At 57.8% G+C, this 25,704-nt stretch carries 23 protein-coding genes, 1 tRNA gene and 1 pseudogene; 15 read left to right on the forward strand and 10 right to left on the reverse strand.

From position 1 onward, the window contains the following. Window positions 1-28: 28 nt before the first annotated feature. The 5 genes from cutA to KB892_RS23520 all read left to right on the forward strand — a co-directional run bounded on the left by cutA (window position 29) and on the right by KB892_RS23520 (window position 5,081). The gene (gene cutA / locus KB892_RS23500) at window positions 29-352 is read left to right on the forward strand and encodes a divalent cation tolerance protein CutA (RefSeq protein WP_002885422.1); all 324 of its coding nucleotides are present in this window, start codon (window positions 29-31) and stop codon (window positions 350-352) included. Continuing rightward, window positions 328-2,124, forward strand: coding sequence for a protein-disulfide reductase DsbD (locus KB892_RS23505; RefSeq protein WP_004152424.1), 1,797 nt, complete (start codon window positions 328-330; stop codon window positions 2,122-2,124). The genes cutA and KB892_RS23505 overlap by 25 nt, the downstream gene beginning before the upstream one ends. Window positions 2,125-2,159: 35 nt before the next feature. After that, window positions 2,160-2,735, forward strand: coding sequence for a transcriptional regulator (locus tag KB892_RS23510; protein ID WP_004218175.1), 576 nt, complete (start codon window positions 2,160-2,162; stop codon window positions 2,733-2,735). A 67-nt stretch (window positions 2,736-2,802) separates the two neighbouring features. Continuing rightward, on the forward strand, window positions 2,803-4,890 hold the full coding sequence (locus KB892_RS23515) for a DUF1176 domain-containing protein (protein ID WP_002885407.1): 2,088 nt from the start codon (window positions 2,803-2,805) through the stop codon (window positions 4,888-4,890). A gap of 115 nt (window positions 4,891-5,005) precedes the next feature. Further along, a tRNA-Phe gene (locus KB892_RS23520) sits at window positions 5,006-5,081 on the forward strand. Window positions 5,082-5,672: 591 nt separating this feature from the next. Here KB892_RS23520 and KB892_RS23525 read toward each other — a convergent pair. Further along, on the reverse strand, window positions 5,673-6,029 hold the full coding sequence (locus KB892_RS23525) for a PerC family transcriptional regulator (RefSeq protein WP_305953346.1): 357 nt from the start codon (window positions 6,027-6,029) through the stop codon (window positions 5,673-5,675). A gap of 128 nt (window positions 6,030-6,157) precedes the next feature. Between KB892_RS23525 and KB892_RS23530 the strand changes: the two genes are divergently transcribed. Continuing rightward, window positions 6,158-6,280 carry a hypothetical protein gene (locus tag KB892_RS23530; protein ID WP_004229880.1) on the forward strand — a complete coding sequence of 41 codons (123 nt, stop codon included), beginning with the start codon at window positions 6,158-6,160 and terminating at the stop codon, window positions 6,278-6,280. On the opposite strand, the gene KB892_RS23535 is transcribed toward KB892_RS23530, so the two are convergent. Beyond that, entirely contained in the window at window positions 6,275-6,841 is a 567-nt protein-coding gene (locus KB892_RS23535) for a helix-turn-helix transcriptional regulator (RefSeq protein WP_002885396.1), read from the reverse strand. The genes KB892_RS23530 and KB892_RS23535 overlap by 6 nt on opposite strands. A gap of 633 nt (window positions 6,842-7,474) precedes the next feature. Between KB892_RS23535 and pgaA the strand changes: the two genes are divergently transcribed. Genes pgaA through pgaD form a run of 4 tightly spaced genes read left to right on the forward strand, consistent with a single transcriptional unit; the run spans window position 7,475 to window position 13,716 of the window. Next, window positions 7,475-9,922 carry a poly-beta-1,6 N-acetyl-D-glucosamine export porin PgaA gene (gene pgaA, locus KB892_RS23540; RefSeq protein ID WP_014342860.1) on the forward strand — a complete coding sequence of 816 codons (2,448 nt, stop codon included), beginning with the start codon at window positions 7,475-7,477 and terminating at the stop codon, window positions 9,920-9,922. An 8-nt stretch (window positions 9,923-9,930) separates the two neighbouring features. Then, a complete protein-coding gene (gene pgaB, locus KB892_RS23545) occupies window positions 9,931-11,946 on the forward strand; it encodes a poly-beta-1,6-N-acetyl-D-glucosamine N-deacetylase PgaB (RefSeq protein WP_002885394.1) in 2,016 nt (671 codons plus the stop codon). Beyond that, entirely contained in the window at window positions 11,939-13,267 is a 1,329-nt protein-coding gene (pgaC, locus tag KB892_RS23550; RefSeq protein WP_002885393.1) for a poly-beta-1,6-N-acetyl-D-glucosamine synthase, read from the forward strand. Before pgaB ends, pgaC begins: the two co-directional genes overlap by 8 nt. Then, complete coding sequence (gene pgaD / locus KB892_RS23555; protein ID WP_002885392.1) at window positions 13,267-13,716, forward strand: poly-beta-1,6-N-acetyl-D-glucosamine biosynthesis protein PgaD; 450 nt, start codon at window positions 13,267-13,269, stop codon at window positions 13,714-13,716. Before pgaC ends, pgaD begins: the two co-directional genes overlap by 1 nt. Window positions 13,717-13,761: 45 nt before the next feature. Here pgaD and KB892_RS23560 read toward each other — a convergent pair. Continuing rightward, window positions 13,762-14,455 (reverse strand): annotated as a pseudogene (locus tag KB892_RS23560) (DsbA family protein). A gap of 225 nt (window positions 14,456-14,680) precedes the next feature. Between KB892_RS23560 and KB892_RS23565 the strand changes: the two are divergent. Continuing rightward, window positions 14,681-15,364: a TerC family protein gene (locus KB892_RS23565; RefSeq protein WP_004199298.1), complete on the forward strand. Its 684-nt coding sequence runs from the start codon at window positions 14,681-14,683 to the stop codon at window positions 15,362-15,364. Here the strand turns inward: KB892_RS23565 and KB892_RS23570 are convergent. Then, window positions 15,321-15,434, reverse strand: coding sequence for a hypothetical protein (locus tag KB892_RS23570; protein ID WP_002885341.1), 114 nt, complete (start codon window positions 15,432-15,434; stop codon window positions 15,321-15,323). The two genes, KB892_RS23565 and KB892_RS23570, sit on opposite strands and share 44 nt — an antisense overlap. A 75-nt stretch (window positions 15,435-15,509) precedes the next feature. On the opposite strand from KB892_RS23570, the gene cbpA reads away from it, so the two are divergent. From cbpA to KB892_RS23585, 3 genes are all read left to right on the forward strand, one after another. Further along, a complete protein-coding gene (gene cbpA / locus KB892_RS23575) occupies window positions 15,510-16,427 on the forward strand; it encodes a curved DNA-binding protein (RefSeq protein WP_002885338.1) in 918 nt (305 codons plus the stop codon). After that, complete coding sequence (gene cbpM / locus KB892_RS23580) at window positions 16,427-16,732, forward strand: chaperone modulator CbpM (RefSeq protein WP_002885324.1); 306 nt, start codon at window positions 16,427-16,429, stop codon at window positions 16,730-16,732. The genes cbpA and cbpM overlap by 1 nt, the downstream gene beginning before the upstream one ends. 168 nt (window positions 16,733-16,900) lie before the next feature. Next, a protein-coding gene (locus KB892_RS23585) for an IS3-like element ISKpn1 family transposase (RefSeq protein ID WP_085955125.1) occupies window positions 16,901-18,264 on the forward strand; the annotation gives its coding sequence in 2 pieces (ribosomal slippage) (window positions 16,901-17,369 and window positions 17,369-18,264; 1,365 coding nt in all). A gap of 165 nt (window positions 18,265-18,429) precedes the next feature. Here KB892_RS23585 and KB892_RS23590 read toward each other — a convergent pair. The 5 genes from KB892_RS23590 to KB892_RS23610 all read right to left on the reverse strand — a co-directional run bounded on the left by KB892_RS23590 (window position 18,430) and on the right by KB892_RS23610 (window position 22,904). Continuing rightward, on the reverse strand, window positions 18,430-18,801 hold the full coding sequence (locus KB892_RS23590; protein WP_004151723.1) for a plasmid partitioning/stability family protein: 372 nt from the start codon (window positions 18,799-18,801) through the stop codon (window positions 18,430-18,432). Window positions 18,802-18,810: 9 nt separating this feature from the next. Beyond that, window positions 18,811-19,767, reverse strand: coding sequence for a plasmid segregation protein ParM domain-containing protein (gene parM, locus KB892_RS23595; protein WP_004146678.1), 957 nt, complete (start codon window positions 19,765-19,767; stop codon window positions 18,811-18,813). A gap of 147 nt (window positions 19,768-19,914) precedes the next feature. Next, the gene (locus KB892_RS23600) at window positions 19,915-20,037 is read right to left on the reverse strand and encodes a hypothetical protein (protein WP_004218082.1); all 123 of its coding nucleotides are present in this window, start codon (window positions 20,035-20,037) and stop codon (window positions 19,915-19,917) included. Between the two features lie 5 nt (window positions 20,038-20,042). After that, window positions 20,043-21,458, reverse strand: coding sequence for a melibiose:sodium transporter MelB (melB, locus tag KB892_RS23605; RefSeq protein ID WP_004218080.1), 1,416 nt, complete (start codon window positions 21,456-21,458; stop codon window positions 20,043-20,045). Between the two features lie 93 nt (window positions 21,459-21,551). Then, the gene (locus KB892_RS23610) at window positions 21,552-22,904 is read right to left on the reverse strand and encodes an alpha-glucosidase/alpha-galactosidase (protein WP_004198385.1); all 1,353 of its coding nucleotides are present in this window, start codon (window positions 22,902-22,904) and stop codon (window positions 21,552-21,554) included. Between the two features lie 239 nt (window positions 22,905-23,143). Here KB892_RS23610 and melR point away from each other — a divergent pair, with 239 nt between their 5' ends. Further along, window positions 23,144-24,082: a transcriptional regulator MelR gene (melR, locus tag KB892_RS23615; RefSeq protein ID WP_002885229.1), complete on the forward strand. Its 939-nt coding sequence runs from the start codon at window positions 23,144-23,146 to the stop codon at window positions 24,080-24,082. 49 nt (window positions 24,083-24,131) lie between these two features. Here the strand turns inward: melR and proP are convergent, their stop codons facing one another. Beyond that, the gene (gene proP / locus KB892_RS23620; protein ID WP_002885227.1) at window positions 24,132-25,634 is read right to left on the reverse strand and encodes a glycine betaine/L-proline transporter ProP; all 1,503 of its coding nucleotides are present in this window, start codon (window positions 25,632-25,634) and stop codon (window positions 24,132-24,134) included. Between the last annotated feature and the right edge of the window lie 70 nt (window positions 25,635-25,704).

Consider the following 25,704-nt stretch of genomic DNA (forward strand, 5'->3'; position numbering starts at 1 on the left):
GCCTCTTTTCGCTGATACGAGGTTCATGATGACTACGCCTGATGCTGTTGTTGTGCTCTGTACCGCGCCGGACGAAGCGACCGCCCAGGATCTGGCGGCAAAAGCGCTGGCGGAAAAGGTGGCAGCCTGCGCCACGCTGCTGCCGGGGGCTACCTCTCTGTATTACTGGGAAGGGAAACTCGAGCAGGAGTATGAAGTGCAGATGCTACTCAAAACTGACCTTGCCCATCAGCAGGCGCTGCTGGACTGCCTGAAGTCACACCACCCGTATCAAACCCCAGAACTGCTGGTTCTACCCGTCACGCATGGAGACAACGATTACCTCTCATGGCTTACCGCATCATTACGCTGATCCTGCTGCTGTGCAGCACATCAGCCACCGCCGGGTTATTCGACGCGCCGGGGCGCTCGAACTTCGTGCCTGCTGATCAAGCTTTCGCCTTTGACTTTCAGCAGCAACAGCATGACGTCAACCTGAGCTGGCAAATCAAGGATGGTTATTATCTTTATCGTCAACAGTTTACCTTCAGCGCCGCCGGGGCGACGATCGACGAACCGGCGCTGCCGGCGGGAGAGTGGCATGAAGATGAGTTTTACGGCAAAAGCGAGATCTTTCGCCAACGCCTGACCGTGCCGGTGACGGTGAAGGAGGCGGACAAAGAGGCTACTCTCACCGTCACCTGGCAGGGCTGCGCCGATGCCGGATTCTGTTATCCGCCGGAGACTAAAGTGATCCCGCTGAGCGCCGTGCGGGCGGCCTCAAACGACGCTCAGCCAACCGCCGCCGCGCCCGTGTCGTCGCTGAACCATCGTCCGGCCTTCAATCCGCCGCTGCCGGTTGAACCGCGCCCGATGGAGGAGAACGCCGTGCCGCAGGCGCCTGCCATGGCGCCGCCAGCAGACGTCCCCGCTCGTCTGCCCTTCACCGCCCTGTGGGCGCTGCTGATTGGCATTGGTATCGCCTTCACCCCCTGCGTGCTGCCGATGTACCCGCTGATTTCGGGCATCGTGCTGGGCGGAAAACAGCGGCTTTCCACCGCGCGCGCCCTGCTGCTGGCCTTTATTTACGTCCAGGGGATGGCCCTGACCTATACCGCGCTGGGGTTGGTGGTAGCCGCCGCCGGGCTGCAGTTCCAGGCGGCCCTGCAGCACCCATATGTCCTGGTCGGCCTGTCGGCGGTGTTTATACTGCTGGCGCTCTCCATGTTCGGCCTGTTCACGCTGCAGCTGCCGTCGTCGCTGCAGACCCGGCTGACGCTGCTCAGCAATAAGCGCCAGGGCGGCTCGCCCGGCGGGGTCTTTGCGATGGGCGCTATTGCCGGGCTGATCTGCTCCCCCTGCACTACCGCGCCGCTAAGCGCCATTCTGTTGTATATCGCCCAGAGCGGTAATCTGTGGCTGGGCGGCGGCACGCTGTACCTTTACGCGCTGGGCATGGGTCTGCCGTTGATCCTTGTGACCGTGTTTGGCAATCGCCTGCTGCCGAAAAGCGGCCCGTGGATGAGCCATGTGAAAACCGCCTTCGGGTTTGTGATCCTTGCCCTGCCCGTCTTCCTGCTGGAACGCATATTCGGCGACCAGTGGGGGTTACGGCTGTGGTCAATGCTCGGTGTCGCCTTCTTCAGCTGGGCGTTTATCACCTCGCTGGGCGCTACCCGGCCGTGGATGCGGCTGGTACAGATCATTCTGCTTGCCGCCGCGCTGGTCAGCGCGCGGCCTCTGCAGGACTGGGCGTTTGGCGCCCCGGCGGTCGAGCAGCAGGCGCACCTGGCCTTCACCCGCGTCAGCTCGGTGGCCGAGCTTGACCAGGCGCTGGCGCAGGCGAAAGGTCAACCGGTGATGCTCGATCTCTACGCCGACTGGTGCGTGGCCTGCAAAGAGTTTGAAAAATACACCTTTAGTTCACCTGACGTGCAGCAGGCGCTGAAAGGCACCGTGTTATTACAGGTTGATGTGACGAAGAACAGCCCGCAAGACGTCGCGCTGCTGAGACACCTGCAGGTGCTGGGTCTGCCGACGATCCTGTTCTTCAACGCTGAGGGTCAGGAACAGCCTGAGCGGCGAGTCACCGGCTTTATGGATGCCGCGGCATTCAGCGCCCATTTGCGCGATTGGCAAGCGTGAGCGACACTTTAGGAGGAAAGATGGAGGAGAACACCGTGCTACGTGAAGACGTCCTGGCAGAAGCCATTAAGATTCTTGAAATTGAAGGTATCGCCAACACGTCGCTGGAGATGGTCGCTGAGCGCGTGTCCTGCCCGACGAGCGACCTGAAACGCTTCTGGCCTGACCGCGAAGCGCTGCTGTACGACGCGCTTCGCTATCTGAGCCAGCAGGTGGATGCCTGGCGTCGTCAGCTCCTGCTGGACGAGACCTTAAGCGCAGAGCAAAAGCTGCTGGCACGCTATGCCGCACTCACCACCTGCGTAAGCAACCAGCGGTACCCGGGCTGCCTGTTTATCGCCGCCTGCACCTTCTACCCGGATCCTCAGCACCCCATTCACCAGCTGGCGGAACAGCAGAAGCAGGCTTCGCTGGCCTACACTCACGAGCTGCTGACTCAGCTGGAGGTGGATGACCCGGAAATGGTCGCCAAGCAGATGGAGCTGATTGTCGAGGGCTGTCTGAGCCGTCTGCTGGTCAAACGTAGCCAGACGGATGTGGATACCGCCCGGCGGCTGGCTGAAGATATTCTACGCTTCGCCCAGTGCCGTATGGGCGGCGCCTTGACCTGATTCTGATATCCTAACCGCCACGTCGCGCCTATAATTTCCCCCTCACTGATTGCTGACAGGGATTGATATGCGCGCGTTCTTCTGGGCTGCCTGGCTGGGCCTCTGCTCTACGCCCCTGCTGGCGGCTCCCCTGCAAGGTTTTTCCTTTGCACAAAAAGACTGGGAGCTCGCCTGCGATAATACCGGCGCCTGCCGGGCGGCGGGTTACGGCGTCCGCATGGGTGAGGTCAGCGTGCTGTTGACCCGCAACGCGGGCAGCGAACAGCACCTCACCGCCACGGTAACCTTTGCGCAAATCGAGCACGATATCCCCGCCGACTCCACCGCCAGCCTGCTGATCGACGACCGGGATTTTGGCGCGCTGGACGCTCTCGACGACAGCCACTTTCGCCTCGACAGCGATCAGACCACCGCCCTGCTACAGGCGTTAACGAATCAGCGCAAAATCGAATTCACCCTTAACGGCCAGCACCTGCCGCTTTCCAGCGCCGGCAGCCGCGAGGTGCTGGGTAAAATGGATGCGTTTCAGCGACGCACCGGCACCGCCGATGCGCTGCTGGATAAAGGCGATGCCGGCGACGATGCCATTTTGCCAGCCACTCCCGCCCCGGAAATTATCGCCGCCCCGGTTCTCCATAACGCGCAGCCAGTGCCGTTGAGTATGCTTCAGCGCCAGAAACTGCTGCCCATCCTGACGCCGCTGCTGAACCAGCGCTGCGACGACTGGCAGAATCAGGCCATTCCGGCGGCAGATCGCCAGATCACGCTGACCGCGCTGGATAAAACCCATTCTCTGGCGCAGGCGCTCTGCTGGCGAGCGCCCTATAACGACGGTTATGCCCTGTGGCTGGTCGATAACGCCCAGTTGAGCAAACCGCGGCTGCTCACTACCGAGGCCTCCAGCTACGCCGACGGCGCTATCGTCTTTTTGCACAAAGAACGGGGCATGGCCGACTGCGTCACCGGCGAGACGCGCGTTTGGGATGGTAAAACCTTTACCCCCAGCCTGAAGTACAGCACCGGTATGTGTCGGGAAATTACCCCGGGTGGCACTTGGATGCTGCCGACCTTTGTCAGCCAGGTGATCCCCAGGCAGCAGAAAGAGGCGGATAACCTGGCTCTGCGCACGTTGTATAACGCAGTGTTGAAAGCGCAAAAAAGCGATCCAGAATTGTCTCTGAATAAGGTCGCCGAGCAGTTTCCGTTAACCGGCCATATTACCGACTTCACGCTCACTTACGCCGACGATACGCTGATCACGACCAGTAAACCGTCCCCGGATATCAGCGATGATGAGTGGCAGGCGTTTCTGCGCTCCTCGATTAGCGCGGATTCAGAAAACGGCAAAGTCAGCTTTACCCTTATCGACCTCGACGGCGACGGCAAACGCGACCTGATTATCGACAGCTATGTGGGCGGCACCGGGCTCTTCAGCTACACCGGGGTGCTCAAGCGAGGTGATGATGATTTTGCCGCCGTCAACGGCAGCGACAGTGATAATGGTGATGATTTCGATGCCGGGGTGCCCGGCGCCCTCTTTTCCATTAATGGCCGCGGGGCTAACCAGTGGAACCACTGGGTCAAAATCAACGGCCAGGTGTATGCCCTGTGGTACAACGGCCAGTTTGGCGAAGATAACCTCTACCTGCTACGCCCGTTCAGCACCACCAGCCAGACGCCCGCGGTGACGGTTCGCTATCGCTATACGCTGAACAGCATCCGCTCCCCGGAGAAAGACCAGCCGCTGACCCCCAGCCTGAGCGACGGCGATAAAGCGGACCTGCTGCGCTCGCTGGAGGTAATGCAGGGCAGCCTGCTGAAAGACAGACCCGCCAGCGACAACGACGCGCCGATCTGCCCCATCCCGCCGGGCACCTCCGCTGACGAGGCGGATAACTACTACAGCGGCGTCGCCGTTAACTATATCTATGAGACGGTGGCCTATATTCCGGTCTGGCTGAACGGGAAGTGTTATATCGGCACCATTTTCAGCCATCATGGCGCCTATCGCCACGGCGTGGATGCGGAAATTACCCTGAGCTCGCCGCGTGAGGACGAGGAGGTCATTGGCGATTATCTCATCTCCGGACTACGCCACGTTATCGCCATTACCAGCGGCTGGAAAAGCCGCGAGGGCGATAACGGCATGCAGTGAAGTTAAGCCAAAACGCGCCTTTGAACGCAGAATTGCCGCAAAGATAAGCAATCGATAAGTAATTTAAGAAATTTGGTTGACGGGGTGGGCGGATTACGGTTTAATGCGCCCCGTTGCCCGGATAGCTCAGTCGGTAGAGCAGGGGATTGAAAATCCCCGTGTCCTTGGTTCGATTCCGAGTCCGGGCACCACTATTTAAAGAACCCGCCCAAAAGGCGGGTTTTTGCTTTTCTGCATCCGGACTCTTCATCGAACTCCGTTCGATTATTCGCCGCACAGCGGCTCACCCCTTCGGGGCCAGCGCGGCAAGCGCGCTGTTCAACGCCTGCGGCGTTAGTCCGAGTCCGGGCACCACTATTTAAAGAACCCGCCTAAAAGGCGGGTTTTTGCTTTTCTGCATCCGGACTCTTCATCGAACTCCGTTCTATCACCCGCTGCCCGGCGGCGCTGCGCTTGCGCGGGCCTACGCTGTTTGAACCAGCAGAGGACTCGTAGGCCGGATAAGGCATTTATGCCGCCATCCGGCACAACCGCAGGTACGGCGTCTGATGTGTATCACCCGGCGGCGCTGCGCTTGCGCGGGCCGGCGCTGTTTGAACCTGTGGGGGACCCGTAGGCCGGATAAGGCATTTATGCCGCCATCCGGCACAACCGCGGGTACGGTGTCTGATGTGTATCGCCCGGCGGCGCTGCGCTTGCGCGGGCCTACGCTGTTTGAACCTGTGGAGGACCCGCAGGCCGGATAAGGCGAAGCCGTCAGGCAAACGTCGTGAAGAAAGGCATTACTCGGCGGCCGTTTTCCCTTTGCCGGGCAGCCTGAATGCTTCGCCATAGGGCTTCGCAATGCCCATACGATATTGAGTCTCTTTCGCCGCCTGGTGGAGGTCGGCAAACTCCTCTTTCGGCGCCGGCGGACGTTGCGCCTTTTTCAGACACTGATTGCGATGGTGACGGATCCACTCTCGGTCCTCATCGTCCAGACAACGCTGCATCACCTCAATCCATCTGGATGCCGCCCGACGGTAGAGCCCGCATGCCTCTAATCGCTCAGCAATACTGTCCCTTATTCTCATCCACCTCGCTCCTCTGATGCTTTCACGATATCTCATGGTATTCCGACGCGTGAGTCGGAATACCATGGTAGTGTTAATTTATGACAAAACTATTCCTGTGCGGCGCAAGGAATATATTCATTATAATAATCGCTGTGCATAGCAAACCGCATTGGCGGTAAATACTTCCAAAGAGCTCCAGAATTATATGCCGAATGCCATCATCGATACCGCCGGGTATCGACGGTTGTACCTATCAATATCTATTTAATTTATTATATTTTCGTCAACAAATACCTTGCGATAACATCCATTCTCTGTACAGCGAAGCTTCATAACGAACGTTCGGTCTGCTCCAGCAGCTTATTTCGAAAGATAAATAAGCAAGCTTCATTAAAATTATCTAACCCCAACCGCTCATAAAGCGCAGTACGCTTGCGGTAAAGGCTTTTTAGTGACGTATTGAGATTGACGGCCACCTCCTCCATGGTCATCCCCGCCATGAGTAAACGTAACATTAACTGTTCAGACAAACTTAAGCGCAGATCGTCAAACCACTCTTTGGTCAGACGCTTGCTATTCATCTCCAGAAAAAGGCCAAATAATGTCGCCATATCCGCGGGTGATAATGACATGTTTAAAAACGATTTCAGGCTCAGTAAATGCTCTTCCCGATGGCGCATATCGAGGACGATACAACATATTCGCTTTCTGGATTTCGCCGCTGCCAGCACGAGATAATCGTAATGGCAAAGCGGCGAGCGGCTATCAACCAGCAGAGAGACTTCATCAACCTCATTATCTAAAATCGCTTTTCCGCTAGAATCTAACTGAATGATATCAGGAAAAAAATTCTTAACACCTTGAAAAAGATAGTAATCCTGGGTAACCAATATCATTAAAGTTGCCACAAATCGTCCCTTTAACATTTAATCAACAAATTCTCGTCAACCAGACGTTTTCCCTCCCCCTATGGAACGCTTCGCATGGCGGTGAAAATAACGAGACCTGTGATTTATCATTAGCGCGGCATCTGAATCTGGCTGTGAAAACCCTCCTTGCGTTCTGACAGGAAATAAACAGATTGATTATAAATAAAAAAAATCCACAGAAAAGATGCTTTTTTTGCTATTGAGAATTTTTGTCAGAAATCATCTTAAATATTGCCTAAAAAACTCTAACCCCAACTAAATATAAGCCACACCGCCATTTTGAAACAAAATTCCACCTGACTTTCTTTTTTATTTATATCAGTAGGTTAAAGAAATCAACTTGAACACTTCCGTTCGAATGAAGTCGATTTTACAGAATTATCTTAAAACGCAGACCATAATTTATCCATATTTATCGGTTGCCGTATCGGGTATAAATTACCCATTCATTCATCAACAGGAGATATGTTTATTAGTTTGCAATAGGTCATTCACCTGCAGTGCCAGTCAGCTAAATGGGACCATCCTCATCCTTTAACTCACCGTCAAAGGACGGTCGTGTTGTGCAATGGATTCTTGATGAACATATGGCAAATAGAAATGGAAAGATCACCTTATTCAAATACGTTATTGTTTAATCGCAACACGAAACTCTCGCTATCAATCGGCTTGCTTTTGCTCTTCCCGGCGCTGGTTCAGGGAGCGGATTCACTCTATGACCAGCAAATCTTGCAAGCGCGCCAAGGTCAGTACGCCCCCTTTCTCAGTTACCTTCAGCAGTACCAGCTGCGGCATGCCTTAACCCCTTCTCAGGTGGCGGACTGGCTGCAGGTGGCCCTCTGGGCCGGTCAGGACGATGAAGTGGTGAAAGTCTGGCGACGCTACCAGGTCTATATGCCGCTTCCCGCACGGGGCACCGCCGCCGCGGCGCAGGCCCTGCGCAACCAGAAGCAGTGGCAAACCTCGCTCACCCTCTGGCAGCAGGCACTCAGCCAGGCCCCTGGCAGCGACGACTATCGTATCGGCTATATCAAAACGCTCGCCGATGCCCGCAAGGACGGCGAGGCGCTCAGCGAAGCTCGTCGCCTGGTGGCGGAGCAGGCGAGCGTTGCGCACCTGCAGACGCTCTCCTATGTCTACCTGCGGCTGGGCAAAAGCTGGGACCAGCTGTTGGTGGACACGCAGATCCTCGATCGTGAACCGCAAAACAAAACCGCGCTGGCCAGCCTGATGGCGACCCTGACCCGCAACCGGATTGATTCCCCTGCTCTCGGCCTGGCGAATAGCGTCGAACTGACGCCTGCGGAAAAGCGTAACTTGCAGTTGAACGCCGCCGCCGAACTGGTGCGCCTTGCCGATACCCCTTCCCGCGAAGAAAAGGCGCGTTACGCGCTGGCCCGCACGGCGCTCACGCAGTATGACGCGATGATCGCCGCCTGGCACCCCGACCCACAGGCTGCGCCCGACATCATCCGGGCGCGTATTGATCGTCTGGGCGCGCTGTACGCCAGCGCCGAGTACGCGCAGGTCATCCGCGAATACCAAAGCCTGATCGCCCAGCAGCAGACCGTTCCCGACTGGGCCATCGGCTGGGTCATCTCCTCTTTTATCGCCCTTAAGCAAATTGAGCCTGCGCTGACGCTTATCCACCAGCATCCTTCGTGGCTGACAAGCCAACAGAATGAGGAACACGAGCTTTTCTACGCTCTGCTGGACACCGGTCAGTACCCGGCGGCGCAACGGTATGTTGCCCGCCTCACCAGGAATGCGCCCTACATCCGTCGTCTCTACGGCTCGCCAACGCCGCAGCCGAACGACGACTGGCTCACCGCACAGTCGCTTAACGTGCACTATTTAGCGGCTACCAACGACCTGCCGCAGGCCGAAGCCCGAATGCAGCGCCTGGCGGCGACGGCCCCTGGAAACCAGGGCCTGCAGATAGACTATGCCGCCCTTCTGCAGGAGAGAGGATTGCCACGGGCAGCCGAACGCCAGCTAAAAGCGGCGGAATCTCTGGAACCCGCCAGCCTGCAGCTGGAGCGCCAGCAGGCCTGGGTCGCCCTCGATCTGCAGGAGTGGCGGCAAATGGATCTGCTGGCTGACGACGTCGTCGCCCGCTCGCCACGGGATCTGAACACCCAGCGCCTGGCCAGAGCGCGCGAGATCCATCATCTCTCCGAGCTGCGCCTGAGCGTTGGCAAAGGGCTGCATTCCGACAACCCGGTGAGCGGCACGCACGACCTCAGTTTTGAGACGGCGATCTACAGCCCGCCGCTAGCCGACAGCTGGCGGTTGTTCGGCGGGCACCGCTTCGCTGAAGGCAATTTTGAAGAGGGGAAAGGCAGCCGTCGCCAGCTGTTTGCCGGTATTGAATGGCGTCCGCGCGACTACTGGGGCGAGCTTGAGCTCTCCAGCGTCAATTTTCACGACGAGAACAAGCCCGGCGTCCGCCTTTCCGCCGCCCATGACGTTAGCGATCGCTGGCAGCTGGGCGGCGAACTGGAGCGGATTTCGCAGCAGACGCCGCTGCGCGCGTTACGCAACGGCGTCAGCGCCAACCGCGGCGAAGGCTGGCTGCGCTGGTCTCCAAACGAACGCCGGGAGTACCGCTTCAGCGCGGCCGCCAGCCGGTTTACCGATCGCAACCGCCGCCAGGAGTACACCCTCTCCGGTAAAGAACGCCTCTGGCAAACCCCATGGTTAACGCTGGATTTGCAGCCCGGTCTGTCGGCCAGCGCCAATAGCCGCACCGACACCGCCTACTACAGTCCGGCACGGGACCTCGCCGCCACCGCGGCGCTGGCCGTCGATCACACGCTTTACCAGCGCTATGACACCGTCTGGAGCCAGCAGTTACTGGCCGGCGGCGGCAGCTACTGGCAAAAAAATCACGCCGCCGGGGCGATCACGGTGCTGGGTTACGGGCAGCGCCTGCGCTGGAACAACGTCGTCGACACCGGGCTGATGCTGAACTGGGATAAGCGCCCCTACGACGGCAAACGTGAAAACAACCTCGCCATCACTCTTGATGCAAATATACGGTTTTAAGGATGACCATGCTGAACACGACCCTGCGCAACGGCCCGATGCTTCTCATCTGGCTGTGCCTTATCTTCAGCGTGCGTGCTGAGGAAGTCCCCTTCCTCGCCCCGCAGCAGCGCCCCCAACTGGAGGCCAATCAACCCTGGCCGGCGGATCGCTTTCTGGTGCTGGCCTACCATGACGTCGAAGACGATGCCGCCGACCAGCGTTATCTTTCGGTGCGCACCAGCGCACTCAATGAGCAGATCGCCTGGCTGCTGCATAACGGCTACCATGCGATTAGCGTTCAGGACATTCTCGATGCGCATTATGGCTTAAAGTCGCTGCCGCCCAAGGCTTTTCTCCTCAGTTTTGACGATGGTTACAGCAGCTTTTACACCCGCGTATGGCCGCTGCTTAAAGCCTGGAACGTCCCGGCGCTGTGGGCACCGGTGGGCAGCTGGGTGGACACTCCCGCTGGTCAGCCCGTTAATTTTGGCGGCCTGATGACGCCGCGCGAGCGCTTCGCTACCTGGGAGATGGTGCGCGAGCTCAGCCGCTCGCCGCTGGTGGAGATCGGCGCTCACACCTGGGCCTCGCACTACGGTCTGCCGGCCAATCCGCAGGGCAGCCGCGAGCCTGCCGCCGCCAACCGCGGCTGGGATAAAACCACCGGCCGCTATGAAAGCGACGCGCAGTTTACCCGGCGAATGACAGATGACGTGCAGAAAGTGACGGCGAAAATCCATGAGGTTGCCGGGAAAACGCCGCGCGCCTGGGTGTGGCCCTACGGCGCCGCCAGCGGCAGCACCCTGACTATCGCCAAACAGCAAGGGTATCAGCTGGCGTTTACGCTGAACGACGGCCTGGGCAACGTGAAGGATCTGGACAATATTCCACGCCTGCTGATCGCCGGTAACCCGTCGCTCAAGGCCTTTGCCAGCGCCGTGACCCAGATTCAGGAAGCCGATCCTGTTCGGGTGATGCATGTGGATCTGGACTATGTCTATGACCCCAATCCCGTCCAGCAGGCAAAGAATATCGATAAGCTGGTGCAGCGCGTCTATGACATGAAAATCAGCCACGTCTTTCTGCAGGCCTTCTCCGACCCGCAGGGCGACGGCACGGTCAAGTCGCTCTATTTCCCCAACCGCTGGCTGCCGATGCGCGCCGACCTGTTTAACTTCGTCTCCTGGCAGTTGCAGACCCGCGGCAATGTGAAGGTTTATGCCTGGATGCCGGTGCTGGCCTTCGATCTTGCCTCAGATCTGCCGCGCGTTCAGCGCTGGGATCCGCAAACCGGGAAGGCGTTACTTGCCCGCCAGCCGTACGTCCGTCTGTCGCCCTGGGATCCCCGGGTTCGCCAGCAGATCACCGACATCTACGAAGATCTGGCCCGACACGCCAGCTTCAGCGGGATTCTGTTTCACGACGACGCCGTGTTGACCGATTTTGAAGACGTGAGCCCGGAGGCGGTCGCCGCCTGGCGGCAGACGGGTATGGCGCACGATGCCGCCCCGGTGCCCCAACGTCCGCAAGAGCGCCAGGCATGGATGCGTTTCAAAAGCCAAACCCTGACCCGCTTCACTCTGGATCTACGCCAGGCAGTGCAGGCCATCCGCGGCCCGCAGGTGAAAACGGCGCGTAATCTCTTCGCCCTGCCGATCCTGGAGCCGCAAAGCGAAGCCTGGTTTGCGCAGAATCTGGATGACTTCCTTGCCGCCTATGACTGGACGGTCCCCATGGCGATGCCGCTGATGGAGTCCGTGCCGATCGACGCCAGCCAGGCCTGGCTGACGCGGCTGGTGCAGGCCGTCGCCCGCCACCCGGGCGCGCTGAAGAAAACCATCTTTGAACTGCAGGCCAGAGACTGGAATCGACGCCAGCAAAACGCCATTCCCGACCAGCAGCTGGCGGACTGGATGCGTTTGCTGCGGCTGAACGGCGTCAAAAACTACGGCTACTACCCTGACGATTTTATTAACAACCAGCCTGATATCTCTCGTATCAGGCCGCAATTTTCTTCCTGGTGGTACCCTGACCATGACTGATCGCATTATCGCATTGTGCATTTTATGCCTCGTATTCGGGCTGCCGTTAGGTGTCGCAGCGGTATTTACCGGCGAGCTTATCCTCGACTTTGTCTTTTTCTGGCCGCTGTTTATGTCAGTGTTGTGGATCACCGGGGGTCTCTACTTCTGGTTTCAGCTGGAACGTCACTGGCCGTGGGGGGAGGATACCCCGCCGCCGACGCTGCCGGGCAATCCACTGATCTCGATCCTGATCCCCTGCTTTAACGAGGAGAAAAACGCCCGGGAAACCATCAGCGCAGCGCTGGCCCAGCGTTACGCCAATCTTGAAGTGATCGCGATTAACGACGGCTCTTCGGACAACACCGCCCAGGTGCTCCAGCAGCTGGCGCAGGAGGAGCCGAGGCTGCGGGTGATCCATCTGGCCGCCAATCAGGGAAAAGCGGTGGCGCTCAAAGCGGGCGCCGCCGCCGCCCGCGGCGATCTGCTGGTCTGCATCGATGGCGACGCCCTGCTGGACCGGGATACCGCGGCCTGGCTGGTCGCGCCGTTGATCCATTATCCGCACGTCGGGGCGGTCACCGGCAATCCGCGGATCCGCACCCGATCCACGCTGATCGGCCGCATTCAGGTTGGGGAGTTCTCGTCGATCATTGGGCTTATCAAACGGACGCAGCGGATCTATGGCCGGGTCTTTACCGTCTCCGGCGTAATCGCCGCCTTCCGGCGCCAGGCGCTGGCGGACGTCGGCTACTGGAGCCCGGATATGATCACTGAAGATATTGATATCAGCTGGAAGCTTCAGCTCCGCCACTGGGACATCTTTTTCGAGCCGCGAGCGCTGTGCTGGATCCTGATGCCGGAGACCCTCAAAGGGTTATGGAAGCAGCGTCTGCGCTGGGCCCAGGGCGGCGCCGAAGTCTTTCTGGTCAATCTGCGCCGCCTGTTTCACTGGCAGCATCACCGGATGTGGCCGCTGTTTCTGGAGTATGCCTGCTCCACGCTGTGGGCCTTTGCCTACGCGATCACCATTCTGCTGTTTATCCTCAGCCGCCTGATGCCGCTGCCTGACAATCTGGCGGTGCATAGCCTGTTTCCACCGGAATTCACCGGCATGCTGCTCGGCCTGATGTGCCTGCTGCAGTTCGTCGCCAGCCTGTATATCGAGCGGCGCTATGAGAAAAAGGTCGCCAAATCGCTGTTCTGGGTGATCTGGTTCCCGATGGTCTACTGGATGATCGGCCTGCTGACCACGCTGGTCGCTTTTCCGAAAGTGATGGTGAAACGTCAACGTTCCCGCGCGCGCTGGGTGAGTCCGGACCGGGGAAAAGGAAGCCTGTGATGAATGAAAATACGCTCATCTTAACCGAACATCGGGTGCTGCCCCGGCTGGTCGACGCCGGCTTAACGCTGCTGGCCTGGCTCGGTTTTCTGTTCTTTCTGTACGCCAATTTGCTGATGCAGTTCATCGCGCCGCCCTCTCCGCGCTGGGAATCGCTGATGGACTCCCTGAATACGGCGCTGGTGTATCTGCTGATTGCCGCGCTGAACGGCTGGCTGTTGATCCTCTGGTATCACTACAACCGGCGCCGCGCCCATACCCGGCGTCATACCGCGGTGCTCGCTCTGCGCGACGATGAGCTGGCGAGCAGCTTTAACGTCGCGCCGCAGATTATCTCGGAGATGAGCCGCTATAATTTGCTCACCGTTTACCACGATCAAATCGGGCAGATTATTGATTTAAAAAGCCACGCGTTACCGCCGCCGCAGGAAGAGAGCGATGACGCATGAGAGCAAGGCCGCCGTCGGCGGCCTGGACAGGTAATACGCCGGGGATTAGCCGCCGGCTTTTTTGATGGCGGCTTCCAGCGAGGCTTTGTCTGCCAGCCCCGGGAAGACGGTGATGCTGGCTTCCGTGGCGCCGGTGGTCGGCATCACGATCACGCCCGGCGTGCCGCTCAGACCAATCTCCTGCGCCAGATCGTTAATGCTCTGCAGCACCGGTTCGACGTCGGCGGCCTTCTTCGCATCAAAGCCGGCTTTCTTCGCCTGCTGCTGGATATCCGCCGTCGTCAGCTTGCCTTCGTTATGGCCGGTAGCGTAAATCCCGTTATGGTAGGCCAGATAGGCATCCGCCCCTTTCTGTTGATAGATCTGCAGGCCGGTTTTTGCCGCCTCCAGCGAGCTTTCCCAGCGGCCGCCGAAAATCGGCCACTCTTTGAAGGCGAAGCGGGTCTGCGGGTGCGCTTTAATCACCTGCTCCATCACCGGCGCCAGACGGCTGCAGTAGACGCACTGGTAGTCGAAGAATTCGATCACCGTGACTTTGCCGTTGGCCGGGCCGTAGGTCGGGGTATTTTTATCCTGGGTCAACACGGCGGCGTTCTTCAGCACCGCCTGAGTGGCCGCGCTGGCCTGCTGCTCAGCCTGAATTTGCTGCAGTTTCTGGCGCGTCAGCGGCAGAGGCCATCGCCGGCAGTAAGACAGCGCTCAGCAGGGCGACAGAGAGGTATTTCTTGTGGCCAGACATAGTGGGGATCCTTGCGATAAGTGAACGGCAGGTGAGTCTGGGTGACAAAATATCACCCTTTTTCGCCGAAGCCTTGCCCAACGGCGCCTTGATTCGTAACTTTATTTTTCAGGCTCTCTCTTTCCCGCGCGATAGCGCAGGTCTGCGCCAGTGGTCAACGCGGCCCAGGCGGAGTACCCTGCGCAGCGGTTTTTCTTGCTCTTTTTTCAGGTGGTTTCTCTCGATATGTATGCATTTCTTCAACAATGGGACATGGCAGTGATTATGCTGCAGATTGTCGCCATCGACTTACTGCTGGGTGGCGACAATGCCGTGGTGATCGCCATGGCCTGCCGCAAACTGCCGCCGCAGAAACGCACCAAAGCGATCATCATCGGTACCGTGGGCGCCATCCTGGCGCGCGTTCTGCTGCTGGCGATCGCTTTGTATCTCCTGTCGCTGCCGTGGCTGAAAATAGTCGGCGCGCTGCTCCTGCTGTGGATTGGCATCAAGCTGGTCAGGAATGAGGAAGAAGAGAGCGAGGTTAGCAGCTCTGGCAGCCTGTGGCGCACCGCGATCACCATCACCGTTGCCGATGTGATTATGTCGCTGGATAACGTACTGGCGGTAGCTGCTGCGGGGAAAGGGCACATTGCGCTGGTCGCCCTCGGCGTGGCGATCAGCATTCCGGTTATTGTCGCCGGCAGCAAGCTGGTGCTGGTCCTGCTCACCCGCTTTCCCACGGTGGTGCTGCTGGGCGGGATGCTCATCGGCTGGATTGCCGGGTCAATGCTGGTCAGCGACCCTACCATTCGCCAGCTGTTTCCCAGCGCCGGCGAGGGCACCGCGCGCCTGGCTGGCGCCGTCGGCGCGCTGCTGGTGCTATTCACCGGATGGCGCCGCCGCCCACGGCCGCAGGCGAAGGACTAATCTTATCCACGGCGCCGTCGACCCCGACGGCGTCAAGTTTCCGCCACTTTTCTTCCCCGTCAGGGCGCATTTGCCCTACGCTTTATACTGACGCCTGTTCCAGGGAATATGTAACCACCGCACTGAGCATAGATGAGAAAAAATCATGGAATTGAAGGATTATTATGCCATTCTCGGGGTGCAACCAACCGACGATCTGAAAACCATCAAGACCGCCTACCGCCGCCTGGCGCGCAAATATCACCCCGACGTCAGTAAAGAAAACGATGCCGAAGCCAAATTTAAGGATCTCGCCGAAGCCTGGGAAGTCCTGAAAGATGAGCAACGGCGCGCCGAATACGATCAGCTCTGGCAGCATCGCAACGATCCCGGCTTCGGTCGCCAGCGACAGACCCACGAGCAGAGCTACAGTCAGCAAGATTTCGACGACATCTTCTCCTCCATGTTTGGCCAGCAGGCGCATCAGCGTCGTCGTCAACACGCGGCGCGCGGCCACGATCTGGAGATCGAAGTGGCGGTGTTCCTTGAAGAGACGCTGGCCGAGCAGACGCGCACCATCAGCTATAACCTGCCGGTGTACAACGTGTTTGGCATGATCGAAAGCGAAACGCCGAAAACGCTGAATGTGAAGATCCCCGCCGGGGTAGTCGATGGTCAGCGTATCCGCCTGAAAGGCCAGGGGACGCCGGGGGAGAATGGCGGCCCGAACGGCGATCTGTGGCTGGTTATCCACATCGCCCCGCATCCGCTATTCGATATTGTCGGTCATAACCTGGAGATCGTCCTGCCGCTGGCGCCATGGGAGGCCGCGCTGGGCGCGAAAGTGACGGTGCCCACCCTGAAAGAGAGCATTCTGCTGACGGTGCCACCGGGCAGTCAGGCAGGGCAGCGACTGCGTATCAAAGGGAAAGGACTCGTGAGCAAAACCCACACCGGCGATTTGTTCGCCGTTATTAAAATAGTGATGCCGCCAAAACCAGATGAAAAAGCGCGTGAGCTCTGGCAACAATTGGCCGCCGCCGAAGCCAGCTTCGATCCGCGTAAGACATGGGGGAAAGCCTGATGGCTACAGTAACAGTGACGTTTACCATTACCGAATTGTGCCTGCGTACCGGGGTGTCGGAAGAGGAGCTGACGGAGATCGTCGGCTTAGGGATGATTGAGCCACACCAGCCGCAGGCGGACACCTGGCTGTTCGACGACAGCGCGGTGACGATCGTGCATCGCGCGGTACGCCTGCGTAACGAGCTGGAGCTGGACTGGCCGGGAATTGCGGTGGCGCTGACCCTGCTGGATGAGAACGCGCGGCTGACCCGCGAAAATCGCCTGCTGCAGCAGCGCCTGGCGCGCTTCCTCGCCCACGGATAGGGCCGACATTCCGGGTCGTGGCGTTCCGTCTTCGCGCCGGGTGGCGGCTACGCCTTACCCGGCCTACAAATGGCACTGGACCCACCATTACACTGGATCCGTAGGCCCGCGCAAGCGTATGGACTGCACCCCAAAAGTTGGACACCCAACTGAGTAAGGTGCAATTTTATGGCTAAACCAAAGTATTCCCCTGAAACAAAACTGGCTGTGGTTAATCATTATTTGTCCGGTAAAGACGGAGAACAGAGTACAGCCGACCTTTTTGGTATTGAAAGAACATCTGTCCGTCGCTGGGTCAGGGCATGGCAGTTCCACGGTGCAGAAGGCCTGACTGCAAAAAATAATCATTATTCCGATGAATTTAAACTCGTGGTCGTCCGGGCGGTTATCAGTGACCGCCTGACGATGCGTGAAGCGGCTGCCCGGTTTAATCTCTCCGCAGAAATACTTGTCCGGCGCTGGCTCGACGTGTACAACGATGCCGGAGCGGAAGGTCTTTTAAACATACAATGCGGACGGCCCGGAAAAATGACAAAGCCAAAAAATATCCCACCACTAACAGATAAAGAGCTGGAAAAACTCTCCCCCGAAGAACTCAGGGCCGAACTGCGTTATCTGCGGGCAGAGAATGCCTATCTAAAAAAGTTGAAAGCCTTGGTTCAGAGCGAAAAAAATGGCAAAAAGCCCTGATAATCAGTGAACTAAGGCATGAACACGCTCTGCGGGACCTTCTGCGGGCGGCCGGTATGTCCCGTAGCACGTGGTATTACAATATGAATGCACTGAAGCAAGGGGACAGGTATGCGGGTCTTAAAGAGAACATCAGGAAGATATACCACTATCACAAAGGTCGTTATGGCTACCGCAGGATCACGCTCGCACTGAGAAAACAGGGGCTGCGGATAAACCATAAAACAGTGCAGCGGCTGATGGCAGAACTGTCACTCCGGTCTGTGATAAGGGCGAAAAAATATCGTGCCTGGAAAGGGAGAACGGGCGAGGCCGCGCCCAATATCCTGAGCCGGAACTTCGGTGCGTCAAAAGCCAACGAAAAATGGGTAACAGATGTGACAGAGTTCCCGGTACAGGGAAAAAAGCTTTACCTGTCGTCAGTTCTCGATCTGTTTAACCGGGAGGTTATCGCCTACAGCCTGTCGGAAAGGCCGGTGATGGAGATGGTGAATACGATGCTGGACGGTGCGTTCCCGAAGCTCAGACCGGGAGATGCTCCGCTGCTGCACTCGGATCAGGGCTGGCATTACAGGATGAGGAGCTATCAGGAACGTTTAAAGGCGCATGGGATGACGCAGAGTATGTCGCGTAAAGGAAACTGCCTGGATAATGCAGTGATGGAAAACTTCTTCGGGACCCTGAAATCGGAGTGTTTTTATCTGAGGGAGTTCAGGAGTGTCAGTGCGCTAAGAAAAGCCGTAGAGGACTATATCCATTACTACAACAACGAGCGGATAAGCCTGAAATTAAAAGGCCTGAGTCCGGTAGAGTACCGAACCCAGGCTCTGAGAGCCGCTTAATATGAACCATCCAACTTTATGGGGTCAGTCCAGTAGCGCCGCCGGGCATGGCCCCAGCCAGGGAGCCGCCTGTATGCCGGGTGGCGGCTACGCCATACCCGGCATACAAACTAAGCGCAGCGCAAGCCGGGGAGTTTCCCGGGTCGCGCAAACCGGGAATAGCGCTTAATCCGGTAACGAACCGGCGAGATTACGCGCGGAGACGCTCTCGCTCACCGGCGCGGGCGGCTCCGGCGCCTTAGCCGGGGCGGCTGTTGGCGCGGCTGCCGGGGCGGGAGAGGCCGGCTGGATCTCAAGGAACGAGGCCAGCATCTTACGCAGCGTTTCCGGTTTAGTATCTTCCGCCAGCAGCGCCGCCAGCATCGACGGCAAGCGGCTATCGACTTCCCCTAACGCCAGCCCCGCCAGCAGCGCGGTACGCGACATATCGCCGCGGTCGCCACGGTGATGGGCCTCAATTTTTGCGTCCGCGAAGCGCTCGCTGGCGCTGATATCCGGGCGCAGGTAAATCAGCACTTTTCTGCGATCCAGAGTCATAGACGCTCCTTAACCAATAATTTTCAGACCACGCACCAGGGCAAACTGCGGCTCTTCAGCCACCACGAAACGATCCTCGCGCAGACCCATCCGTTCACGAATGGCGTCGGCAACCAGCGGCGCGCCGCCGCCAATGACGATCGCGTGCGAATAGCCTTTAAAGCTATCGATGGCCGTCAGGACACGCGTGGTCAGACGTTCGATACTGTTATTGATCACCTTCTTCACCTCAGAAACCGCATCCGGATCGTTGATGTTGTCGGTCAGGTATTCTTCGTCGTGGCGGTTGATGATTATCTGGTCGACGTTATAGCTGGAGGTGTCGGTATTCGCCCGGGCCAGCGCCAGCTTAACGGCGTCGGTCACCAGCGATACGCCCAGCTTCGGGTCGCCGTAAATGCGCGAAACCGAGGTCATCTGCCCGGCGACCATTGAAATATCCAGCGTGGTGCCGCCAAGGTCGATAATCAGCACCGAATGCGACGGTTTCAGCTCATCACACAGGCTAATGCCCGCCGGAATCGATTCCGGGCGCACGGTAACTTTAGTGATATTGAACACCACGCCTTTATTCAGTTTAACGTCGCGCAGCAGGCTCTTTTTCTTGCGCTCAATATTGTCGAGGCGATATTGCGCATCTTCATCATAAAATTCGGTCAGCGGCAGGGTGACCACAATTTCAACATCCTGCGGCTCAAGACCGCTGGTCAGCAGCGCATGATGGACAGCGATGGAGTTCAACGGGCTGTATTGCCAGTCAATGTTATTGGTTGGGAGCGCATCGGGGGTGATCAGGTCGAATGAGTACTTTTCATCATCCACCGTGTAGTTAAAAGGCTTCCCCGAACCGAAGGTGGCAGACCAGCCGCGTTTAAAACTGTTGGGGCTGATATGGGTGAAAGTTTCGCCATCTTGCTCCCACAGCATTTTGATATTGGTTGAACCATCATCGATAAAAATGCGCATTGCATTGCTCCATCACTGAGACAAATAAGAGAAAAATGTAAGACCCAAAAAGAGTAGCAAGAGTTAAAAAGCAGCGCAAGAGCACGAAAAAGAGACAATTCTGAGTTTTATTTGAGAACAATCGGAGAAACAAACAGTCCAGAACGCTCAAAAAGAGAAATAATTGAGATAAAATAGAGAACTAAATTTTTCTCTTTCTGTTTTTTTAAGACACTGTTTTTTGCTCAAAAAGAGAGCATCCCTCCCCTCTTTCGTCAGCGGTTTTCGCACGCTTTTTACACCTGATTGGGTACCACAATCGGCCGTTCCGGCTCGACGTCATTTTCCGGTACCCGGCGATATTTATCCAGCAGGTGAATCTGAATCCGTCGCAGCATATCGCCATTCAGTTTGTAATAACGGAAATAGAGAAACAGCGTCAGGGCAAAAAAGAGCGTCGGAAGCGCAATCATAATCGCCTGCATCCCCAGCAGCGTGTGGGGCGACTGCACAACATTCGGCACGTAACCGATGATACCCAGCACGATGGCGATAAACCAGGCCGCAAACGCCGAACCGGCTTTGACTACCAGCGTTTGAACGGAATAGGCGATGCTTTCGCAGCGGATATTCATCGTATATTCGCCATAGTCGACGGTATCGGCCACCATAATAACCTGCAGCACCCAGAACAGCGCAGTGCCGATATTCAACAGCACCCCGGCCAGCGAAATCAGCGCGATGTTGTAAACGCCGCCCAGCGCCATCAGCAACAGCACGCCGCAGCCCAGCACGGGCATGATCGAAGCACCCGCCCACAGAATGCGCCGCGACAGCCCTTTTACCAGTCGTGGGAACAGGATCAGCGTCAGCAAATTCGCCGCCCCGGCGTAGGACATGTAATACGGGAACATCTCCGCGCTGCCAATCACGTAGGTAAAGTAGTAAATCGCAAAGCCAGCGATAATGTTCGCCGCCGTGTTATAGGCCAGCGCCATGCCTAACAGGCAGGCCAGCTGATCGTTTTTATAGATCAGCGCCACCATCTGGCGCAGTGAGAGGTGGCTGGAGTCTTCGCTCACACCACTGTCGGAGGAGTAAACCTCATGCACGTTGCGCAGGGTGACGAGGGTGGAAACGACGAAGAAGGCGATCAGCACCAGAGTGAACATCTGAAAACCGAAACCGCGATCGGCGCCGCCGACGGCGTTGACGAACGGCAGCGTGACGCCGGCCGTGACAAATCCCGCCAGACTGGCGAAAAAGCGCGGGTAAGGCACCAGCTGCTCGCGTTCGCGTTTATCGAGGGTAATGGTCGGCACCAACGACCAGAACGGCACATCCATGATGGTGTAGGTGAAGCCCCACAGCAGGTAGGTTAGCCACACCCACGCCAGCAGCGCCCCGCCGCTGAAGTGGTGGGCGCTGAACAGCATATACAGCACCACCGAGTTGGTTATCGTGCCGATCAGGATCCACGGTTTGAACTTCCCCCATCGCGATCGCGTACAGTTAACGATCCATCCCATGATCGGATCGGCTATCGCATCGAGGATCCTTGCCACCAGGAACAAGGTGCCAACCACCCCGACCGATAAGCCAACAATATCGGTGTAGTAATACATCAGGTACATGTAGACGATACCGATAGCGAAATCTTTACCAAAGGCACCAAATCCGTAGCTGAGCTTTGTTGTCATTGAAATACTCATAGGGTCCAGGTCGCTGTCGCCAGCGCCTCCTTCAGCGTTTGATAGAGCGTGACAGGCACCGCCGGGTTCGTTGCCCCCGGCGGCATAAGAGGATTAACGGTGCAGCCAGGCCGGCAGCCAGTCGCCGTGGCTGGCGATCAGATCGTCCACCAGCGCGTAGATCTCTTCGATCCCCAGCACCGCGGCGGTGTGCGGATCCATCATCGTGGCGTAATAGACGTAATCGCGATTTTCGGTGAGGATCGCCTGCGTGAGCAGCGTCTGCACGTTGATATTGGTCTGCATCAGCGCCGCCAGATGCGCCGGCAGCGCGCCCACTTTGGTCGGCTGGATGCCGTTGGCGTCCACCAGGCAGGCCACTTCCACACAGCAGCCCTGAGGCAGGTTGTCGATGAGATTATCGTTGCGCACGTTGCCGTACACCACGCTTGGCTCGCCGGTCCAGATGGCGTTCATGATGGTGCTGGCATATTCGCGGGAGGGTTTCACCCCAATGCGCTCCCCGCGCTTATAGCTCTCCAGCTCCTGATGCCAGTTGGCCAGTTGCTCGACGCAGCGTTTAGGGTATTCATCCAGCGGCACTTTATAGCGAGCGAGAAGGTCATCGCGGCCCGGCTTGATAAACCATGGCGTGTATTCGGCGAAATGCTCCGAGGACTCGGTGACAAAGTAGCCCAGCTTTTTGAGCATTTCATAGCGGACGATGTTTTCGCAGCGCGGGTTGCCGTGCAGGTTCGGCTTCGGCGCCCGCCCGTCGGCGTAGGCCTGTAGCAGGTCGGGGTAGATACTGACGTAGCTGCCGTCCGCGAGCTTTTTCTCCAGCGACAGATAGAACGCCATATGGTTAATCCCCGCGCAGCGGTAGCGTAAATCCGCCGGATCGAGATCGAGGTCGCGCGCCAGTTCTTCCGCTGTGCCTTGCACCGAGTGGCACAGACCCACCTGCTTGATATGCGGGTAGCGGGCGTACATCGCCCAGGTGTTCATCGCCATCGGGTTGACGTAGTTAAGCATGGTGGCGTCCGGGCAGACCTCGCTCATATCGTCGCAGATAGCCCACAGGTGCGGGATGGTGCGCAGCGCGCGCATAATGCCTCCCGGCCCCAGCGTATCGGCAATGGTCTGCTCCAGGCCGTGGCGCTTGCAGACTGCAAAATCGGTGACGGTACAGGGCTCATAGCCGCCAATCTGGAAGGCAACGACGACAAAATCGGCGCCCTGCAGGGCGGTTTTCCGGTCGCGGTGGCAACTGATTTCGCCGTTCGCGCCCACGGAATCCATCAGCTTGCGCACCACGATATGCGACTCTTCCAGCCGGGTTTCATCGATATCCATCAGCGCGATATGCGCCGATTTCAGCGCCGGGCGCTGGAAAACATCACCGAGAATATTTTTGACGAACACCGTCGAACCGGCGCCGATAAAAGTAATTTTTGGGGCAGACATCACGCACTCTCCATCAGGTCATTGAACACTTGCAGAGTGGCACGCCGCTCCCCGCTGCGCTGCCCTGTTCCCGCCGGAGCATTCCCGAAAGCTCAGATCGGCCATTAAGCGCCACAAAATCTGAGATTTCGGGAACAGATTGAGCAAAAAGGAGAGAAAATGGGCCGATTCTTCCGCTAAGCTGTCGTCAGTTCTGGCGAAAAATGCAGCCACTCTGACAATTCAGGAATACGCTAACGATGGAACACCGCTTCACCTCTCTGCCCCCCGATCCCTTTATGTGCAGCAGCGACGAAAAGCAGAGCCGCAGCCCGCTGGCGCTCTACTCCGAGTATCAGCGTATGGATATCGAACTGCGCCCGCCGCACGCCATGCCCACCAGCCACTGGCACGGCCAGGTGGAGGTCAACGTGCCGTTCGATGGCGACGTGGAGTATTTGATTAATAACGAAGTGGTGCGCATTGAGAAAGGCTATATCACTCTGTTCTGGGCCTGTACGCCGCATCAGCTGACCCGCCCCGGCGATTGCCAGCAGATGGCGATATTCAACCTGCCGATGCATCTGTTTCTCTCATGGCCGCTGGACCGGGAGCTTATCAACCACGTCACCCATGGGATGGTGATTAAATCCCTCGCCGCGCAGCAGTTGAGCGCCTTCGAAGTACGCCGCTGGCAGCAGGAACTGAGCCACGAGAATGAACAGATACGCCAGCTGGCGATCGATGAAATCGCCCTGATGCTGAAGCGGCTGAGCCTCGCCGGCTGGCAGCCGATTCTGGTCAATAAAACCTCACGCACCCACAAGAACAGCGTCTCGCGCCACGCGCAGTTTTATGTCAGCCAGATGCTGGAGTTTATCGCTGCCCACTACGACCAGGCGCTGACCGTCAATGCCGTTGCCGAGCACGTGAAGCTCAACCCGAACTACGCGATGGGGGTCTTTCAGCGGGTGATGCAGCAGACCATGAAGCAGTACATAACCGCCATGCGTATCAATCATGTGCGGGCGCTGCTGAGCGATACCGACAAGACCATCCTGGATATTGCCCTTACCGCCGGTTTTCGCTCCAGCAGCCGCTTCTACAGCACCTTTACCCGCTACGTGGGCATGCCGCCGCAGCAGTACCGTAAACTCAGCCAGCAGCGGCGTCACGGCCTGGCCTTGCCGGAGGCATAAAAAATGCCGCCGGGGTTTCCCCAGGCGGCATGATTAGCAGTGAAAACGGTTAGTCGTTGATACGCGGATGCTGCTGCACCAGGCGCGACCGTTTTGCCTGCAGATCGGCGATCTCCTGATCGATATCTTCGATTTTTTGCTCGATGTTATCGTAGTGCTCGCCAAGGATTTCTTTCGCTTCCTGGATATCCGACGCCGCCGGGGTCGCCCCTTTCAGCGGACGGTTAGCCGTCTCTTTCATCGACAGGCCCGTCGCCATACCCACCACCGCGATAACCATCAGGTAGTACGCCGGCATCATCAGGTTTTGGGTGGTCTCCACCAGCCACGCCGCCAGGGTTGGCGTCAGACCGGCAATCAGCACCGAGATGTTAAAGGCGCTGGCCAGGGCGCTGAAGCGGATGTGCGTCGGGAACATCGCTGGCAGCGAGGAGGCCATCACCCCGATAAAGCAGTTCAGCACCACCGCCAGCAGCAGCAGGCCGGCGAAGATCAGGCTAGTCACGTTGCTGTTGATCATAATGAAGGCCGGGATCGACAGGGCAAACAGCGCCACGCTACCAATCAGGATAAACGGGCGACGGCCGAAACGGTCGCTGAGCATACCGATAACCGGCTGTACAAACAGCATCCCGACCATGATAGCGATGATGATCAGCACCCCATGATCTTCCGAGTAGTGCAGGTTATGCGACAGATAGCTCGGCATGTAGGTCAGCAGCATGTAGTAAGTCACGTTGGTGGAAATCACCAGACCGATACAGGTCAGCAGGCTACGCCAGTGCTTGGTGGCAATCTCTTTAAAAGAGACCTTCGGCCCGTCCTGCAATCCTTCACGATCGCCCTGCTCCATGGTGTCAACATGCTGCTGGAACGCCGGCGTCTCTTCCAGCGCATGGCGCAGGTAGAGACCAATGATACCTAACGGTAGCGCCAGGAAGAACGGGATACGCCAACCCCAGTCGAGAAAGTTCTGTTCACCCACCACGCTGGAGATGAGAACCACCACGCCGGCCCCCATCACAAACCCGGCGATGGAGCCAAAGTCCAGCCAGCTGCCCATAAAGCCGCGCTTGCGGTCAGGAGAGTATTCCGCGACGAAGATCGACGCCCCGGTATATTCACCGCCGACCGAGAAGCCTTGCGCCATTTTACACAGCAGCAGCAGGATCGGTGCCCAGATACCTATCGTGGCATACGACGGAATAAGGCCGATACAGAAAGTACTTATCGACATGATCACGATAGTTATCGCGAGAATTTTTTGCCGACCATATTTATCGCCCAGCATCCCGAAGAACAGGCCGCCTAACGGACGAATTAAAAATGGTACGGAGAAGGTACCCAGCGCGGCAATCATCTGCACGCTTGGGTTGGCATCGGGGAAGAAGACTTTACCTAAGGCGTAGGCCACAAAGCCGTAGACGCCAAAATCGAACCACTCCATCGCGTTGCCCAGGGAGGCCGCGGTGATCGCCTTTTTCAGTTTACCATCATCGATGATGGTCACATCCTTAAGGGTGATGGGCTTTATTTTTTTCCTTTTAAGCATATTTTTCCTCTGCTACTCCGCCTTGAGTGCACGCCTCTTCGCCGAATGGCAAGGCCATTCGCATCGTGCG

It is taken from the genome of Klebsiella sp. P1927 (genome assembly GCF_018204675.1).
GTDB classification, from domain to species: domain Bacteria; phylum Pseudomonadota; class Gammaproteobacteria; order Enterobacterales; family Enterobacteriaceae; genus Klebsiella; species Klebsiella pneumoniae.

Bases quoted from the DNA above. Each gene is read 5' to 3' on its own strand.
- cutA (WP_002885422.1), top strand. From the start codon at position 29: ATGACTACGCCTGATGCTGTTGTTGTGCTCTGTACCGCGCCGGACGAA.
- KB892_RS23505 (WP_004152424.1), top strand. From the start codon at position 328: ATGGCTTACCGCATCATTACGCTGATCCTGCTGCTGTGCAGCACATCA.
- KB892_RS23515 (WP_002885407.1), top strand. From the start codon at position 2,803: ATGCGCGCGTTCTTCTGGGCTGCCTGGCTGGGCCTCTGCTCTACGCCC.
- KB892_RS23525 (WP_305953346.1), bottom strand. From the start codon at position 6,029: ATGGTATTCCGACTCACGCGTCGGAATACCATGAGATATCGTGAAAGC.
- KB892_RS23530 (WP_004229880.1), top strand. From the start codon at position 6,158: ATGCCATCATCGATACCGCCGGGTATCGACGGTTGTACCTATCAATAT.
- KB892_RS23535 (WP_002885396.1), bottom strand. From the start codon at position 6,841: ATGATATTGGTTACCCAGGATTACTATCTTTTTCAAGGTGTTAAGAAT.
- pgaA (WP_014342860.1), top strand. From the start codon at position 7,475: ATGGAAAGATCACCTTATTCAAATACGTTATTGTTTAATCGCAACACG.
- pgaB (WP_002885394.1), top strand. From the start codon at position 9,931: ATGCTGAACACGACCCTGCGCAACGGCCCGATGCTTCTCATCTGGCTG.
- pgaC (WP_002885393.1), top strand. From the start codon at position 11,939: ATGACTGATCGCATTATCGCATTGTGCATTTTATGCCTCGTATTCGGG.
- pgaD (WP_002885392.1), top strand. From the start codon at position 13,267: ATGAATGAAAATACGCTCATCTTAACCGAACATCGGGTGCTGCCCCGG.
- KB892_RS23565 (WP_004199298.1), top strand. From the start codon at position 14,681: ATGTATGCATTTCTTCAACAATGGGACATGGCAGTGATTATGCTGCAG.
- KB892_RS23570 (WP_002885341.1), bottom strand. From the start codon at position 15,434: ATGCGCCCTGACGGGGAAGAAAAGTGGCGGAAACTTGACGCCGTCGGG.
- cbpA (WP_002885338.1), top strand. From the start codon at position 15,510: ATGGAATTGAAGGATTATTATGCCATTCTCGGGGTGCAACCAACCGAC.
- cbpM (WP_002885324.1), top strand. From the start codon at position 16,427: ATGGCTACAGTAACAGTGACGTTTACCATTACCGAATTGTGCCTGCGT.
- KB892_RS23590 (WP_004151723.1), bottom strand. From the start codon at position 18,801: ATGACTCTGGATCGCAGAAAAGTGCTGATTTACCTGCGCCCGGATATC.
- parM (WP_004146678.1), bottom strand. From the start codon at position 19,767: ATGCGCATTTTTATCGATGATGGTTCAACCAATATCAAAATGCTGTGG.
- melB (WP_004218080.1), bottom strand. From the start codon at position 21,458: ATGAGTATTTCAATGACAACAAAGCTCAGCTACGGATTTGGTGCCTTT.
- KB892_RS23610 (WP_004198385.1), bottom strand. From the start codon at position 22,904: ATGTCTGCCCCAAAAATTACTTTTATCGGCGCCGGTTCGACGGTGTTC.
- melR (WP_002885229.1), top strand. From the start codon at position 23,144: ATGGAACACCGCTTCACCTCTCTGCCCCCCGATCCCTTTATGTGCAGC.
- proP (WP_002885227.1), bottom strand. From the start codon at position 25,634: ATGCTTAAAAGGAAAAAAATAAAGCCCATCACCCTTAAGGATGTGACC.